The organism is Rossellomorea sp. QJM3NY_18 (assembly GCF_056173145.1).
The window spans coordinates 3,768,630-3,783,114 of record NZ_CM149659.1 but is presented as its reverse complement, the minus strand read 5'-3'; the positions used below and the strand labels follow the sequence as shown (position 1 = coordinate 3,783,114).

Below are 14,485 nucleotides of genomic sequence, written 5' to 3'. Positions count from 1 at the left end.
CCTAATAGATCGTCATATGACGGTTTTTCCCCATTAATATTTGGAAGACGCCATATAAGATGAATCCAACTGCAACGATTCCCAGTAACCACTGACCGAAAGGCTGCTGAGCGAGTTTGGATAGTGCTCCGTCGAGACCATGGGTTTTATCAGGGTCTGCCGTAATCGCCGTTTGGATAAAGAAATATCCAATAAATAAGAAGACGAGGCCACGTGAAAATATTCCGAGTTTCCCCGTTTTTCTTCCTAGTTCCCATTCTTTATTGTTCATTTCATTGCGCTTGAATTGATTTGTGTACTTCTCGGTATAGGCTTGATAAATTTCATGAAGGGCGAACCCAATAATGATAAGACCGACAATTCCGATGACCCATTGCCCAAATGGCTGTGCCAATAGCTTGGCTGACAGAGTCTGTTCGGAACCTGATCCTGAGCTTTTAGCATGTATGGCAATGGCAAAGGCGTTAAACGCCAAGGATCCATAGGCAATTGCACTGATCAAATTAGTCAGTCGCCTGAATAGGGACTTCCCGCCGTTTTTTACATGATCGGGATCTTGGATGACTTGAATGAGACACCATAGGACGATTCCAATCAGTCCAATTCCCAGTAACCAGAGGAGAACTTCTCCAAATGGCTTGCTGGCAACAGCCGCAAAGGCACCGCTCGAGTCCGATGTGCTTCCTCCTATCCCGAGTGCCGCCATTACGGATAATGCCCCGATGAGCATATAAACGATCCCTCTTGAGATATAACCAACTCGTGCAAATCCCTTGATCCAGGGCTTTATATCATTAGATGAAACGGATGAACTTTCATTGCTTTCCGTTGATGAAGTAATGGATGAAATTCCTGCCATAAACGTTTCTTCCCTTCTGATTCAATTTTCGTACGACTAATGTATGCTATTCCCTGAATAACGAAACTACAAACCTATTTAACGAACAGTAAATGTTGGATGAATGAAGATAATTTTACCTGTTTTTAAAGTAAGGATTTTTTACAAATAACCTATTTACAACCCCTGTGGAGAGGAGTAATATATCTATCATCAAATAAATATTCTTTATCGCTTAATTCATTTATTGAAGCGGGGGACCCACTAGTTTCAGGGGTGAATCCTTTCGATTGAAAGGTAGGGCTACTTCCATGACCCGAATCCGTCAGCTAACTCCGTAAGCGTATTGGGAGAGGATGATACTTGTGATCTGTAATAGATGACCACAGGCTTAGTTCCTGGTGGTCTTTTTGCGTTGTTTAATATGGTAGTAAAGTCAGGCAGTAATTGGTTAAGCTATAAAAAAGGTTTTGGAGGATTTCATCATGAAAAAGCAGTTTGCTGTTATAGGTTTAGGGAGATTTGGAGGGAATCTGGTTCAGGAATTGGCTGCTCTGGATGTGGAAGTGTTGGCCATCGATATTCATCATGATGTCGTACAGCACTACATCGACATCGCCACCCATGCGGTGCAGGCCAACGCCATGGATGAGTCGGTTTTAAAATCCCTTGGTTTAAGGAACTTCGATCACGTGATCGTATCCTTCGGCGATAATATCGAAGCAAGCATCCTCACCACGCTCCTTCTCAAGGAATTAGGGGTCAAGGAAGTGTGGGTGAAAGCATCGAATTCCTACCACCAAAAAGTACTGGATCGGATCGGGGCGGATAAGGTCATTCATCCGGAACGGGACATGGCAAGAAGGATTGCCCACCATATCACGTCTGAAAAAATCATCGATTATATCGAACTGTCAAAAGAGCACAGCATCGTAGAGGTCTATGCTTCAAAGAAGGTAGCGAATAAAACGCTGAATGATCTCGACGTTCGGGCCAAATTCGGCTGTAATATCATCGCTATCCATCGCGGGGAAGAAGTCATTGTCTCTCCTTCTGCCGATGAGGTGGTTGAATTAAAGGATATTCTAATCGTTATAGGACACAATCGGGATATAAATCGATTTGAAAAAGAAGGTGTATAAGGATGAAGCAAAAGGTCATCCGGTTAAGTCCGCCGCAACTTCTTGTTGTGACCTTTCTATTTTTCATCATACTCGGAATGGGGCTGTTAAAGCTTCCGTTTGCCACCACTGAACAGATCTCCTGGCTCGACGCATTATTCACGACGACCTCCGCCATGACGGTGACGGGTCTTGCCGTGGTGGATACGGGAGGGGCTTTCACCCTGTTTGGGGAAGTGGTCGTCATGAGTCTGATTCAGATTGGTGGACTCGGCATCATGTCCTTCGCGGTTTTGATTTTCATGATGCTTGGGAAGAAGATCGGCTTCAAAGAACGGTTACTCCTTCAACAGGCACTGAATCAGACTTCCGTAGGCGGGGTCATCAAGCTTGTGAAATATTTATTTATTTTTTCATTTATAGTTGAGGGTTTTGCCGTTCTATTATTAGCGACGGAATGGGTGCCGGAGTTTGGATGGAAACGTGGCTTGTATGTCAGTATCTTTCATTCAATATCTGCGTTTAACAATGCCGGTTTTTCCCTGTTTCCCGACAGTCTGATGGGATATGTGGGAAGCCCGATTATCAACCTGACCATTTCGTTCCTATTTATATTAGGGGGGATAGGGTTCACGGTGTTGGTGGATTTGTGGAAATCAAAGACGATCCGTCAATTATCCCTGCATACCAAAATCATGGTTCTTGGAACGTTCATCATCAATGTCATTGCTTTCATGATGATATTCGTCCTGGAGTATAATAATCCGAATACCCTGGCGCAACTGCCCCTTCCGGATAAACTATTTGCCTCCTATTTTCAAGCGGTCACACCCCGCACGGCGGGATTCAACTCACTTGATTACGGAGGAATGGAGCGTTCCACGCTGCTATTTACCATCCTATTGATGTTCATCGGAGCGGGTAGTGCTTCCACAGGCGGAGGAATCAAGCTGACCACTTTTGTTGTCATCTCATTGAGTATGATCGCCTTTTTAAAAGAGAAAAAAGATATCCGTATCTTCAGGCGCACGATTGATCAAGCGCATATTTTCAAAGCTCTGGCTCTGTCGATGATCAGTGTGCTACTCGTATTCACTGCTCTTTTTTTCCTTGAAATGACGGAACATGATGTGTCGTTCCTGTCCATTGTGTTTGAAGTGGTGTCCGCCTTCGGTACAGTGGGATTGTCCATGGGGATAACGGGATCTCTTTCCATAGCAGGGAAGTGGATCATCATTATTGTGATGTTCGCCGGGAAACTTGGCCCCTTAACACTTGCCTTCTCCCTATCCCGTCCGGATAAAGAGAAGATCCGCTATCCGAAAGAAGATATCCTGACAGGCTGAATATCGGCTTTCCTGCTTGGCCCAACAAGGGCAGGCGGGGAAGCCGATTTTTTATAAAACCAGCAAGAATCCATCCATGACCGTGCATGAGGCTAAAAACAATCTCATTAAGCGTTTTCATCGTAAGTTACTGATATTGACGAAAGTCTTGCCCGCCATTATACTGTTGAAAAATTCTGAACTTTTGGTGGTGCTGTTGTTGAAGCGTGTGTATAACTTTTCTGCTGGTCCTGCTGTGTTGCCTGAGCCTGTGTTGAAGAAGGTTCAAGATGAGTTATTGAATTATCGGGAGACGGGTATGTCTGTGATGGAATTGAGTCATCGGTCAGCCCCTTTCCAAAATATAATAGAGGAAGCACAAAGCTTATTGCGTGAACTGCTTTCGATTCCCGATGATTATAGAGTGATCTTCCTGCAGGGGGGAGCTTCCCTTCAATTCTCCATGATCCCCCTTAATCTCCTGGGTGAGGGGCAGGAGGCAGACTATATTCTGACGGGCAGCTGGTCAAAAAAAGCAATTAAAGAAGCGGAGAAGTCAGGGAAGGTCCGTAGGTTGTTACCCGATGGGAAGTTTGAGATCCCTGCCTATAGACCAGAAGATTTTTCACCGGACTCAAGCTATGTACATATCACATCCAATAATACAATCGAGGGAACCCGGTTCCATGAGTATCCCGATACGGGAGGGATACCTCTCGTCGCCGACATGTCTTCTCACATCCTTTCTGAGAAAATAGACGTTTCCTCTTTCGGGCTCATTTATGCCGGTGCCCAGAAAAACCTGGGCCCATCCGGGGTGACCGTGGCCATTATTCACGACAGTCTGATCGGAAAGGCACCGGAAAGCTGTCCGACCATGCTGAACTACGAAACGTATGTGAAGCATGATTCCCTTTTCAATACGCCACCGACCTTTTCCATTTATGTTCTGAAACTTGTATTGGAATGGGTGAAGGAGAACGGCGGGGTGGATGGGATGCAGGTCCGTAATGAGAGAAAAGCCGCTCTTCTTTACGACTGTATTGATGAATCATCGTTATTTCACAACCCCGTACCGGAGAAAAATCGTTCCCTGATGAACATTCCTTTTTCGACGGGCAGTGAAGAACTGGACGCGGAGTTTTTAAAGGGAGCCAAAGCGGAAGGGTTTGAATTTTTAAAAGGTCACCGTTCCGTCGGAGGAATGAGGGCGAGTCTTTACAATGCCATGCCGCTTGAAGGAGTGGAGTCGCTGGTCGATTTCATGAAAAAATTTGAATCTGATCGAGGAGGATGTTGAGAATGATTTCAATCAATACGTACAACGCCATCAGTCAAAGCGGATTATCACTGATCGAGGACGACCTGAACTATCATCTGAATGGGAACGGGGACCCGGATGGAATCCTCGTCAGATCGAAGAACCTTCATGATTACGATTTCCCCGCATCCGTCAAGGCCATCGCCCGTGCAGGAGCCGGTGTCAATAATATCCCCATCGATCTATGTACAGAAAAGGGGATTGTCGTCTTCAATACACCCGGTGCCAATGCCAATGCCGTCAAGGAGCTGGTTCTCGCCAATTTGATTGCTTCCTCCCGTAACCTGTATTCTGCCGTCGGCTGGACAAACTCGTTAAAAGAGTCGGAAGAAGATGTCCCGGGTGTGGTGGAAGCGAAGAAAAAGGAATTCGTAGGAAGTGAAATCAAAGGGAAGAAGCTCGGGGTCGTCGGCTTGGGGGCGATCGGTGTCCTCGTCGCCAACGATGCTCTTGCCCTCGGGATGGATGTAGTGGCGTATGATCCGTTTATCTCCGTCGACGCTGCATGGCGTTTATCGCAGGATGTGAAGCGCGCTCATCACATAGAAGAAGTGTGGGCAGAATGTGATTTTGTCACGTTGCACATCCCTTTGACGGACAAAACGGCAAGCTTTGTAAGCGAAGAGGCCTTCCGGAAAATGAAAAAAGGAATGACGATCCTGAACTTTTCAAGGGGTGAGCTGGTGGAAGAGGATGCCATGGCCGGGGCGCTGGAATCAGGAGTCGTCCGGAAATACGTGACGGACTTTCCGAATAAAAAGGTCCTCGCCATGAAAAATGTCGTACCTGTTCCGCATCTCGGTGCATCTACCGTCGAATCGGAAGAAAACTGTGCCATCATGGCCACCAAGCAGCTGAAAACCTATCTTGAAACAGGGAATATCAAGCATGCCGTCAACCTTCCGGACGTCGAGCTTCCGTACAGCGGGAAGATGAGAGTGACGGTCATGCATCAGAACATCCCGAACATGGTGGGACAAATCGCTACGGTCCTCTCAGGTTATGCCGTCAACATCGCCGATATGATCAATCGCAGTAAGAATACGTGGGCATACACCATGATCGACCTTGACCAGAAATTAGCGGAGCATGAACACGCCGACGTGAAACGAAAAATGAAAAACATCACCGGCGTCGTTTCCGTACGCCTCATATAAAGTCACAAACACTCTCTCAAATGCTGAGGGGGTGTTTTTTATCACCCTTACTATCCTGAAAAGATGTGGACAAGCAATCCAGCACGTATCATTCCACCGTAAAATACCATATTAGTAAGAGAAGTAGAAAAGGATAAGCCACCAATCGTTGCATCGGCCGACTCTCCTTGATACTATTTTCATAAAGTAAAGATAATCAGTGAGAGGAGAATACCATGGGAATTCATCATTATTTTAAAAGCTTATCAGATCTTGAGACCCTTATCCGCTGTCCGGGTCGATTCAAATACCACGAACATAATGTGGCAAGCCATTCCTTTAAAGTAACGAAAATCGCCCAGTTTCTTGGGACGGTGGAGGAACAGAACGGAAAAGAACTGGATTGGAAAGCACTCTATGAAAAAGCATTGAATCATGATTACGCAGAACTTTTCACCGGTGATATCAAAACACCCGTGAAATATGCTTCGGGCAAATTACGGGAGCTCTTCAGCCAGGTGGAGGATCAGATGGTGAATAAATTCATCACAACGGAGTTTCCCCCGCAATTCCAGGAAGTATACCGGGAACGTTTTAAAGAGGGGAAGGATGAGACCCTCGAAGGAAGGATTCTATCCGTCGCAGATAAAATCGACCTTTTATACGAGTCATTCGGTGAAATCCAAAAAGGAAATCCTGAACCGCTGTTTATTGAAATTTATCAGGAGGCACTGACGACGATCGTAAAATATAAGGACATGGAATGCGTACAATACTTCCTCGAATACATCCTTCCTGATATGCTGTCTGAAAAATTCATCCCCCATCATGAGCTGAAAGAACGGACACAGAAACTGATCCGGGAGGCTGAAGAATAAGAACCCCCTTTCCAGATAGGGGAAACTTCGGTAGAATATGTGTTATTCCCTTATTTACAAGGAGAGTTGAACGTGTCCAAAATTATTTTAGGCTTATTTTTACCGGGATTGCTTGTCGTTCTGTTCACACGGGTGACATATAATCATTATGTCGGCTTGATTCTGACCGTTGCTCTCATAGCGGCTTCGGTGTCAAAGGGATATACGGATTCATGGTTGCTCATAGTCATAGACGCGGCATCGCTCACCGCCGGATTCTGGTATAGTGACCGGATGATGAAAAAAGCGAAGAGAAGTGCATAGGCACGATAAAAAACAAGGCCATCCTTTGGGGACGGCCTTGTTTTTTTATCGCTTATGGTGGTGCTTATGTTTGGGATTCTCCACAACATCCACATCTTCAGCTCTTACGAAGGCAAGACGGTGATTCAGGTGAATCAGATAAAATTCGTCGTCTCCCCAGACGATCTTGTGGGTCGTCTCCGGATTGTACGTATAAACCGGTGCGCTGTAATAGCTTCCTTTCACTTTCTCAGTGGCGACATATTTCTGTCCCGGTGTGAGTGTATATTGAAGTACATCCATTCCTCTTACCGGAATGCCTTCAGGAAATGCTTCTGCTTCGGGATAAGCCAGACCGTATACAGGGATTTCCGTTTTCCCTTCTTTCGGGGTGATGACGATCCCTGAACCTTTTGTGGTGTTTTTTCCTTTTGGATTATAGAACCACGCTTTTTGGGCTCCATACCAGATCGCTGTCCAGTCCCCTTGGTCTTCCGCCTTATAAAATGTTTGACCTGTGACTGCTTTATTTCCCCAATTCGACGCATCTAAAGGATGGGCATTTGGCAGTGCCGCGTCTTTGATAAGAGGAGCATCAAAGCTTGGCGCACTATACAGGTAGACGAAGTTTGCCGGTTGCTTTGGAACGGGTTCACCGGATGGTGTCTGAAGATCCGGCATGTTCTTGTTGAAGTTCGGATTGATCTGGAATACGTCTTTTTGCTTCTTCCCTGACTCAAGGGGTGCCCCCAAAATCTTCATATAATGAGCCCAATCCCAGAATGGGCCCGGATCCCAGTGCATAGTGGACTGTCTGGCTGCGGATGTACCCGGCACTTCATCATGGGCGATGATATGATCGCGGTCCAACGGGATATTGTACTCCCTTGATAGATGCTTTACTAAACGTGCGGAGGCATGGTACAGCTGCTCGTTGTACCAGTCTGCCCCTTCAATGGCGATTCCTTCATGTTCGATTCCGATACTTTTGGAATTGAAATACCAGTTGCCCGCATGCCAGGCTACATCTTTATTATCGATCATTTGAGTGATATCGCCATCTGAAGAGCGGATCACGTAGTGGGCGGAAGCCTGGGTCGTTTCCCGCTGAAAAACGGTTTTGGTTAGATCATAGCTGATTTCCGTATCGTGGAGGACGATGTACTTGATTTCCTGGTTATCATGTGGACGATTGGCTTTGTCGTAGTTGCCGTAAGACCACTCATAGAATGTTCCGTCATGATTGATTTTCTTGTATGCTGCAGGGACGAAATGGCAGGCAAGGCCTTTCGGACAGTCGGCTTTGTTTTCTCCGTCGTCTGTTTTTAAATGCAAAGGGTTGATGGTTTCTTTATCAGGAGTGATTGGTTTAGGAGCGAGATGGATGGAAGAGCCATCTTCTGTCTGTTTCGCCGCTCCTTCGTTGATCGTTTCATATACTCGATCGGCAAAATCCCTTGCTCCTGTCTCGTCAGAAGAACCACTGTATTTGGCAACGGCCCCGTACCAATCGTCAAGACCCGTCGGAGTTTTACCGATTGTCTGATCCGCATACTTTGCAAGTAGTGCCGCAGCTCCACGGATGTTTTGCTTTTTATCTTTTTTCAGGTTTTCTGGTGGAAGGGAAAGCAGGTCCGCGGCCTCAGTTAATGTGTGAAGGGTCGGATCTGAGAGAGTCAGCTCGGTTACCTTACCAGTTGTCACCCCCTGCATGGGAGCGTCTTCCTTCCCTGAAAGAAACATATGTAACGGTTTGTCCGAGGTGCGAGGATCTTCCAAATTATCCACACTGACTTCAGTCAGATGCATCAATCCGTAGCCCCCCGAAGCGCTTGGCTTGCCATCGTGATGCTCCCATAAGGACATGTTATAACTCACTGAAAGGAGTATTTCGACGGGTACGCCAAATTCTTGAGCGGCTTGTCGGAATGCTTCCTGCAATTCGGATGAATCCACCGTGGCAGCACGTGCAATTCCTTGAGAAGAAAGTGAAGGGGACAAGGGTGTCACGGCGGCCCCCAATAAGAACCCCGTTAAACTAAGACTACCTGCGACTTGCAACCATTTCGATTTTTTCATACATTCCTCCTGTTTCGATGTATTTTAGTAGAATCTATAAAGAAGCTTATAGAAAAATAGACTGAATAGTCAATCAATTATTGGATATATGCCTAGATGAATATTTCTTGGAAGAGGGATTGAGGGCACAAATGGTTGAATTGTGGATAAAGGAGGAATTATGTGAATAACATAGCATTTCAAATGGTTATTCACAGTATGAAATCGAATACACGGTAATTGTTCACAAGAAATTTGACGAATTGTGAATAAGTTTAAGGATTTTCCACAAAGGACATCGACTTATGCACATAGTTATACACAGGATGTGCATAGAAATGATCGAATACTGTCGAAAGAAGATGGTCAATCCTCTTTTCTTTGTCGAATGTATAATCCTTTCTTTCCTCTTTCTCAAACCGAAAAGTTATCCACAATGTTAAAAGGACTGATTTTGAAGGTCCGTCCCTGAAAAAAGAATAAACGAACTTTTGTTCGCTTATTGTTGGTTAATAAGGAAGGAAATGTGGTAGAATGTGTATAAATGAATGTGCAGTGTTTAAGATGGGTATAAGTAGGTAAATACAAGGTAGCAGTCCTTTATTATAGGAGGTTTCACGGTGAAAGATCAATTCGAGCTCAAATCTAAATATAAACCAGAGGGTGACCAGCCCCTTGCCATAGAGAAGCTGGTACAGGGTATAAATGAAGGGAAACGACATCAAACATTACTTGGGGCAACAGGGACAGGAAAGACCTTCACCGTCTCCAATGTAATCAAGCAGGTTGAAAAGCCGACTCTCATCATCGCCCATAATAAAACGTTGGCGGGACAACTCTATAGTGAGTTTAAAGAGTATTTCCCTGATAACGCCGTTGAATATTTTGTAAGTTACTATGATTATTATCAGCCGGAAGCATATGTCCCTCAAACCGATACCTTCATTGAAAAGGATGCCAGCATCAATGATGAAATCGATAAACTGAGACACTCTGCCACATCTTCCCTTTTTGAACGGAAAGATGTCATCATCATTGCCAGTGTGTCCTGTATTTACGGTTTAGGTAATCCGGAAGAGTATCGTGAGCTCGTGCTTTCCCTCAGAACAGGGATGGAAATCGAACGGAATCAATTGCTTCGTAAGCTCGTGGATATCCAATATGAACGAAATGATATCGACTTTCAGCGCGGGACTTTCCGTGTGCGCGGAGACGTGGTGGAAATTTTCCCTGCTTCCCGTGATGAACACTGTATGCGTGTAGAATTTTTCGGGGATGAAATAGACCGGATCCGTGAAGTGGATGCCCTCACCGGCGAAATCATAGGCGATCGTAATCATATGAGATTATTCCCGGCATCCCACTTCGTAACCCGCCAGGAAAAATTGGAGGTCGCAGTCAAGAATATTGAAAAAGAGCTTGAAGAGCAGCTGACCATCATGAAGGAAGAGAATAAATTGCTTGAGGCCCAGCGTTTAGAGCAAAGGACCCGCTATGATCTGGAAATGATGAGGGAAATGGGCTTTTGCTCGGGAATTGAAAACTACTCACGACACCTTACGCTCAGACCGGCAGGATCGACTCCCTATACTCTCCTGGACTATTTTCCAGATGACTTTCTGATTGTGGTCGATGAGTCTCACGTAACGTTGCCTCAAATCCGGGGGATGTTCAATGGGGACCAGGCACGTAAAAAAGTGCTTGTGGACCATGGATTCCGTCTGCCTTCAGCCATGGACAATCGTCCCTTGCGCTTTGAAGAGTTCGAGAAGAAAACCAAGCAGCTTCTCTATGTTTCGGCAACTCCCGGACCATATGAGTTGGAACATAGTCCTGAGATGGTCGAGCAGATCATCCGGCCGACGGGACTTCTTGACCCTATCATCGAGGTGCGTCCGATCGAAGGCCAGATAGACGATCTATTAGGTGAGATCAATGAACGGATCGAGAAAAACGAACGGGTTCTCGTTACGACGCTAACGAAGAAAATGTCAGAGGATCTCTCTGCCTATTTAAAGGAAATCGGAATCAAAGTCCAATACCTCCATTCTGAAATCAAGACGTTGGAGCGTATTGAAATCATCAGGGATCTTCGTTTGGGAAAATACGACGTTTTAGTAGGAATCAACTTACTCCGTGAAGGTCTGGACATACCTGAAGTGTCGCTTGTCACCATATTGGATGCTGACAAAGAAGGCTTCCTGCGTTCGGAGCGGTCCCTGATCCAGACGATCGGCCGTGCAGCCCGTAATAGTAACGGAAGAGTCATCATGTATGCAGACAAAATCACCGACTCCATGCAAAAAGCGTTGGATGAAACCGAACGTCGCCGGACGACCCAACAGGAATACAACAAAAAACACGGCGTGACCCCGACGACCATACAAAAAGAAATCAGGGATGTCATCAAGGCGACTCATGCCGCTGAAGAAGCAGGGGTTTATGAAGGAGAACAGACAAAGGTTTCGAATATGTCTAAACCGGAGCGACAAAAACTTATTGCTAGCCTGGAAGTGGAAATGAAGGAAGCGGCCAAGGCACTGGACTTCGAACGTGCCGCGCAGCTTCGTGATACCATTCTTGAGCTCAAGGCGGAAGGATGAACGAGTTATGGCGCAGGATCAAATAATCGTACAAGGAGCTAGGGCTCATAATTTAAAAAATATAGATATCAATATCCCACGGGATAAACTGGTCGTTTTAACCGGACTATCGGGTTCGGGGAAATCTTCCCTTGCCTTTGATACCATTTATGCAGAGGGACAGAGACGATATGTTGAATCCCTTTCTGCCTATGCCCGTCAATTTCTCGGTCAGATGGATAAGCCCGATGTCGACGCCATCGAAGGGTTATCACCGGCGATTTCCATCGATCAAAAAACGACGAGCCGCAATCCCCGTTCAACAGTTGGAACCGTAACGGAGATTTATGATTATCTTCGTCTGCTGTTTGCGAGGGTCGGAAAACCGATCTGTCCGAATCACGGGATTGAAATCACTTCCCAGACGATTGAACAGATGGTGGACAGGGTCCTTGAGTATCCAGAGAGAACGAAACTGCAAGTACTTGCACCCGTTGTTTCAGGCCGGAAGGGCACCCATGCAAAGACACTGGAAGACATCAAGAAGCAGGGGTTCGTACGGGTTCGTATCAATGGTGAGGTACAGGATCTTGGGGAAGAGATCTCATTGGAGAAAAATAAAAAGCACTCCATCGAAGTGATCATCGATCGGATCGTAGTGAAGGAAGGAGTGGCAGCACGCCTCTCCGATTCCCTTGAAACGGCACTGAGACTGGCGGATGGTCAGGTAATCATCGATGTCATCGGGAAAGATGAGCTGTTATTCAGTGAACATCATGCCTGTCCATACTGTGGATTTTCCATCACTGAACTTGAACCAAGGATGTTTTCCTTCAACAGTCCGTTCGGGGCATGCCCAAGTTGTGACGGACTGGGAACCAAGCTTGAGGTGGATAAAGAACTCGTCATCCCAAATTGGGACCGTACCCTCGATGAGCATGCGATCGCTCCTTGGGAACCGACAAGTTCTCAATATTATCCATCCCTGCTGAAAGCGGTCTGTGACCATTATGAGATTCCCATGGATATCCCCGTAAAGGACATCCCGAAACATCAAATGGATAAGATCCTTTACGGATCGGGTAAGGATGAAATCTATTTCCGTTATGAGAACGATTTCGGCCAGGTCCGGGAAAACTATCTACGGTTTGAAGGGGTCATCCCAAATGTGGAACGCCGCTACCGTGAAACAAGCTCGGATTATATCAGGGAGCAGATGGAAAAGTACATGGCGCAGCAGGACTGTCCTGCCTGCAACGGCCATCGCTTGAAAGAAGAGAGCCTCGCTGTGAAAGTAGATTCCCTTCATATTGGCGAAGTAACGGCTTTTTCGATTGAAGAAGCGGAGCAGTTCTTCCATAAGCTTGAGCTATCTGAAAAAGATATGAAGATCGCCAACCTTATCCTGAGGGAAATCCGTGAACGCCTTGGATTCCTTGTCAATGTAGGTCTTGAATATCTGACTCTCAGCCGGGCGGCAGGGACGTTATCAGGCGGGGAGGCACAGCGGATTCGTCTGGCCACTCAAATCGGTTCACGTCTGACGGGTGTTCTCTACATTCTCGATGAACCGTCCATCGGATTGCATCAGCGGGATAATGATCGTCTGATCGATACGTTAAAGAATATGCGTGAAATCGGAAATACGTTGATCGTTGTAGAGCACGATGAAGACACCATGATGGCTGCGGATCATCTGATTGATATCGGCCCTGGAGCGGGGGTTCATGGTGGAGAAGTCATTTCAGCAGGAACACCACAGGAAGTAATGGATGATCCTCACTCATTGACCGGTCAGTATTTATCAGGGAAGAAATTCATCCCTCTTCCACAGGAAAGACGTAAGCCCGACGGCCGTTACCTGGAGATTGTGGGTGCGAAGGAAAATAATTTGAGCAACGTCAAAGTCAAGCTACCTTTAGGGATCTTTTCAGCTGTGACCGGGGTATCAGGATCAGGGAAGAGTACGCTGATCAATGAAATCCTTCACAAGTCACTGGCTCAAAAGCTTCATAATGCGAAATCAAAGCCTGGTGAGCATAAAGAAGTGAAGGGCATAGAGCATCTTGATAAAGTCATTGATATCGATCAATCACCGATCGGCCGTACGCCGAGGTCCAATCCGGCTACGTACACCGGTGTGTTCGACGATATCCGAGATGTATTTGCCACCACTAACGAAGCAAAAGTCCGTGGTTATAAAAAAGGTCGCTTCAGCTTTAACGTCAAGGGTGGCCGCTGTGAAGCTTGTCGCGGAGACGGGATTATCAAGATTGAAATGCACTTCCTGCCGGATGTGTACGTTCCCTGTGAAGTTTGCCACGGGAAACGGTATAATCGTGAAACACTTGAAGTGAAATACAAAGATAAAAATATCTCCGACGTCCTTGAAATGACCGTCGAAGATGCTGTGAACTTCTTTGAAAACATCCCTAAGATCAAACGTAAGCTGCAGACCATTTTTGATGTTGGTCTAGGCTACATCACATTGGGTCAGCCGGCCACTACGTTATCAGGTGGGGAAGCCCAGCGTGTGAAACTGGCGTCTGAATTGCATCGCCGTTCGACTGGCCGCTCTCTCTACATCCTCGATGAGCCGACGACAGGACTTCATGTCGATGACATCGCACGTCTCCTTGTCGTCCTTCAACGACTCGTTGAAAACGGGGACACCGTCCTTGTCATCGAACACAATCTCGATGTCATCAAGACAGCCGACTACCTTGTGGACCTTGGTCCGGAAGGAGGGGACAAAGGCGGTAAAATTGTCGCAACCGGCACCCCTGAAAAAGTGGCCAAAGTACAAGGTTCCTATACAGGTAAATACCTGAAACCCGTACTCGAACGCGATCGTGAACGGATGAAAAAGAAAATTCGCGAAAAAGAAGAAGTCACAAACTAAACATGAAGAGAGATGCACCATGCATCTCTCTTTTTTCGAACA

Annotated in this window: 10 protein-coding genes and 1 riboswitch; of the genes, 8 read left to right on the top strand and 2 right to left on the bottom strand. The window is 46.2% G+C overall.

From position 1 onward, the window contains the following. Position 1 precedes the first annotated feature (1 nt). Positions 2 to 859 carry a DUF1206 domain-containing protein gene (locus tag AC0VXY_RS19595; RefSeq protein WP_475526237.1) on the bottom strand — a complete coding sequence of 286 codons (858 nt, stop codon included), beginning with the start codon at positions 857 to 859 and terminating at the stop codon, positions 2 to 4. Positions 860 to 1,060: 201 nt separating this feature from the next. Beyond that, positions 1,061 to 1,198, top strand: a riboswitch (cyclic di-AMP (ydaO/yuaA leader). A 125-nt stretch (positions 1,199 to 1,323) separates the two neighbouring features. Between AC0VXY_RS19595 and AC0VXY_RS19590 the strand changes: the two genes are divergently transcribed. The 6 genes from AC0VXY_RS19590 (at position 1,324) to AC0VXY_RS19565 (ending at position 6,922) form a co-directional block, all read left to right on the top strand. Beyond that, positions 1,324 to 1,980: a potassium channel family protein gene (locus AC0VXY_RS19590; RefSeq protein ID WP_475526236.1), complete on the top strand. Its 657-nt coding sequence runs from the start codon at positions 1,324 to 1,326 to the stop codon at positions 1,978 to 1,980. Positions 1,981 to 1,982: 2 nt separating this feature from the next. Beyond that, the gene (locus AC0VXY_RS19585; RefSeq protein WP_475526235.1) at positions 1,983 to 3,305 is read left to right on the top strand and encodes a TrkH family potassium uptake protein; all 1,323 of its coding nucleotides are present in this window, start codon (positions 1,983 to 1,985) and stop codon (positions 3,303 to 3,305) included. A 199-nt stretch (positions 3,306 to 3,504) separates the two neighbouring features. Further along, entirely contained in the window at positions 3,505 to 4,584 is a 1,080-nt protein-coding gene (gene serC, locus AC0VXY_RS19580) for a 3-phosphoserine/phosphohydroxythreonine transaminase (protein WP_475527908.1), read from the top strand. Positions 4,585 to 4,586: 2 nt separating this feature from the next. Continuing rightward, on the top strand, positions 4,587 to 5,762 hold the full coding sequence (locus AC0VXY_RS19575) for a phosphoglycerate dehydrogenase (RefSeq protein ID WP_475526234.1): 1,176 nt from the start codon (positions 4,587 to 4,589) through the stop codon (positions 5,760 to 5,762). A 215-nt stretch (positions 5,763 to 5,977) separates the two neighbouring features. Further along, on the top strand, positions 5,978 to 6,619 hold the full coding sequence (locus AC0VXY_RS19570) for an HD domain-containing protein (protein ID WP_060672544.1): 642 nt from the start codon (positions 5,978 to 5,980) through the stop codon (positions 6,617 to 6,619). A gap of 72 nt (positions 6,620 to 6,691) precedes the next feature. Then, positions 6,692 to 6,922 carry a CsbA family protein gene (locus AC0VXY_RS19565; RefSeq protein WP_034764322.1) on the top strand — a complete coding sequence of 77 codons (231 nt, stop codon included), beginning with the start codon at positions 6,692 to 6,694 and terminating at the stop codon, positions 6,920 to 6,922. Positions 6,923 to 6,967: 45 nt separating this feature from the next. On the opposite strand, the gene AC0VXY_RS19560 is transcribed toward AC0VXY_RS19565, so the two are convergent. Beyond that, positions 6,968 to 8,980 carry an N-acetylmuramoyl-L-alanine amidase gene (locus AC0VXY_RS19560; protein WP_475526233.1) on the bottom strand — a complete coding sequence of 671 codons (2,013 nt, stop codon included), beginning with the start codon at positions 8,978 to 8,980 and terminating at the stop codon, positions 6,968 to 6,970. 599 nt (positions 8,981 to 9,579) lie between these two features. Here AC0VXY_RS19560 and uvrB point away from each other — a divergent pair. Both uvrB and uvrA read left to right on the top strand, forming a co-directional pair. After that, positions 9,580 to 11,562, top strand: coding sequence for an excinuclease ABC subunit UvrB (uvrB, locus tag AC0VXY_RS19555; RefSeq protein WP_435989254.1), 1,983 nt, complete (start codon positions 9,580 to 9,582; stop codon positions 11,560 to 11,562). A 7-nt stretch (positions 11,563 to 11,569) separates the two neighbouring features. Then, positions 11,570 to 14,443 carry an excinuclease ABC subunit UvrA gene (uvrA, locus tag AC0VXY_RS19550; protein ID WP_435989255.1) on the top strand — a complete coding sequence of 958 codons (2,874 nt, stop codon included), beginning with the start codon at positions 11,570 to 11,572 and terminating at the stop codon, positions 14,441 to 14,443. Positions 14,444 to 14,485 lie beyond the last annotated feature (42 nt).

Bases quoted from the DNA above. Each gene is read 5' to 3' on its own strand.
- AC0VXY_RS19595 (WP_475526237.1), bottom strand. From the start codon at position 859: ATGGCAGGAATTTCATCCATTACTTCATCAACGGAAAGCAATGAAAGT.
- AC0VXY_RS19590 (WP_475526236.1), top strand. From the start codon at position 1,324: ATGAAAAAGCAGTTTGCTGTTATAGGTTTAGGGAGATTTGGAGGGAAT.
- AC0VXY_RS19585 (WP_475526235.1), top strand. From the start codon at position 1,983: ATGAAGCAAAAGGTCATCCGGTTAAGTCCGCCGCAACTTCTTGTTGTG.
- AC0VXY_RS19575 (WP_475526234.1), top strand. From the start codon at position 4,587: ATGATTTCAATCAATACGTACAACGCCATCAGTCAAAGCGGATTATCA.
- AC0VXY_RS19570 (WP_060672544.1), top strand. From the start codon at position 5,978: ATGGGAATTCATCATTATTTTAAAAGCTTATCAGATCTTGAGACCCTT.
- AC0VXY_RS19560 (WP_475526233.1), bottom strand. From the start codon at position 8,980: ATGAAAAAATCGAAATGGTTGCAAGTCGCAGGTAGTCTTAGTTTAACG.
- uvrA (WP_435989255.1), top strand. From the start codon at position 11,570: ATGGCGCAGGATCAAATAATCGTACAAGGAGCTAGGGCTCATAATTTA.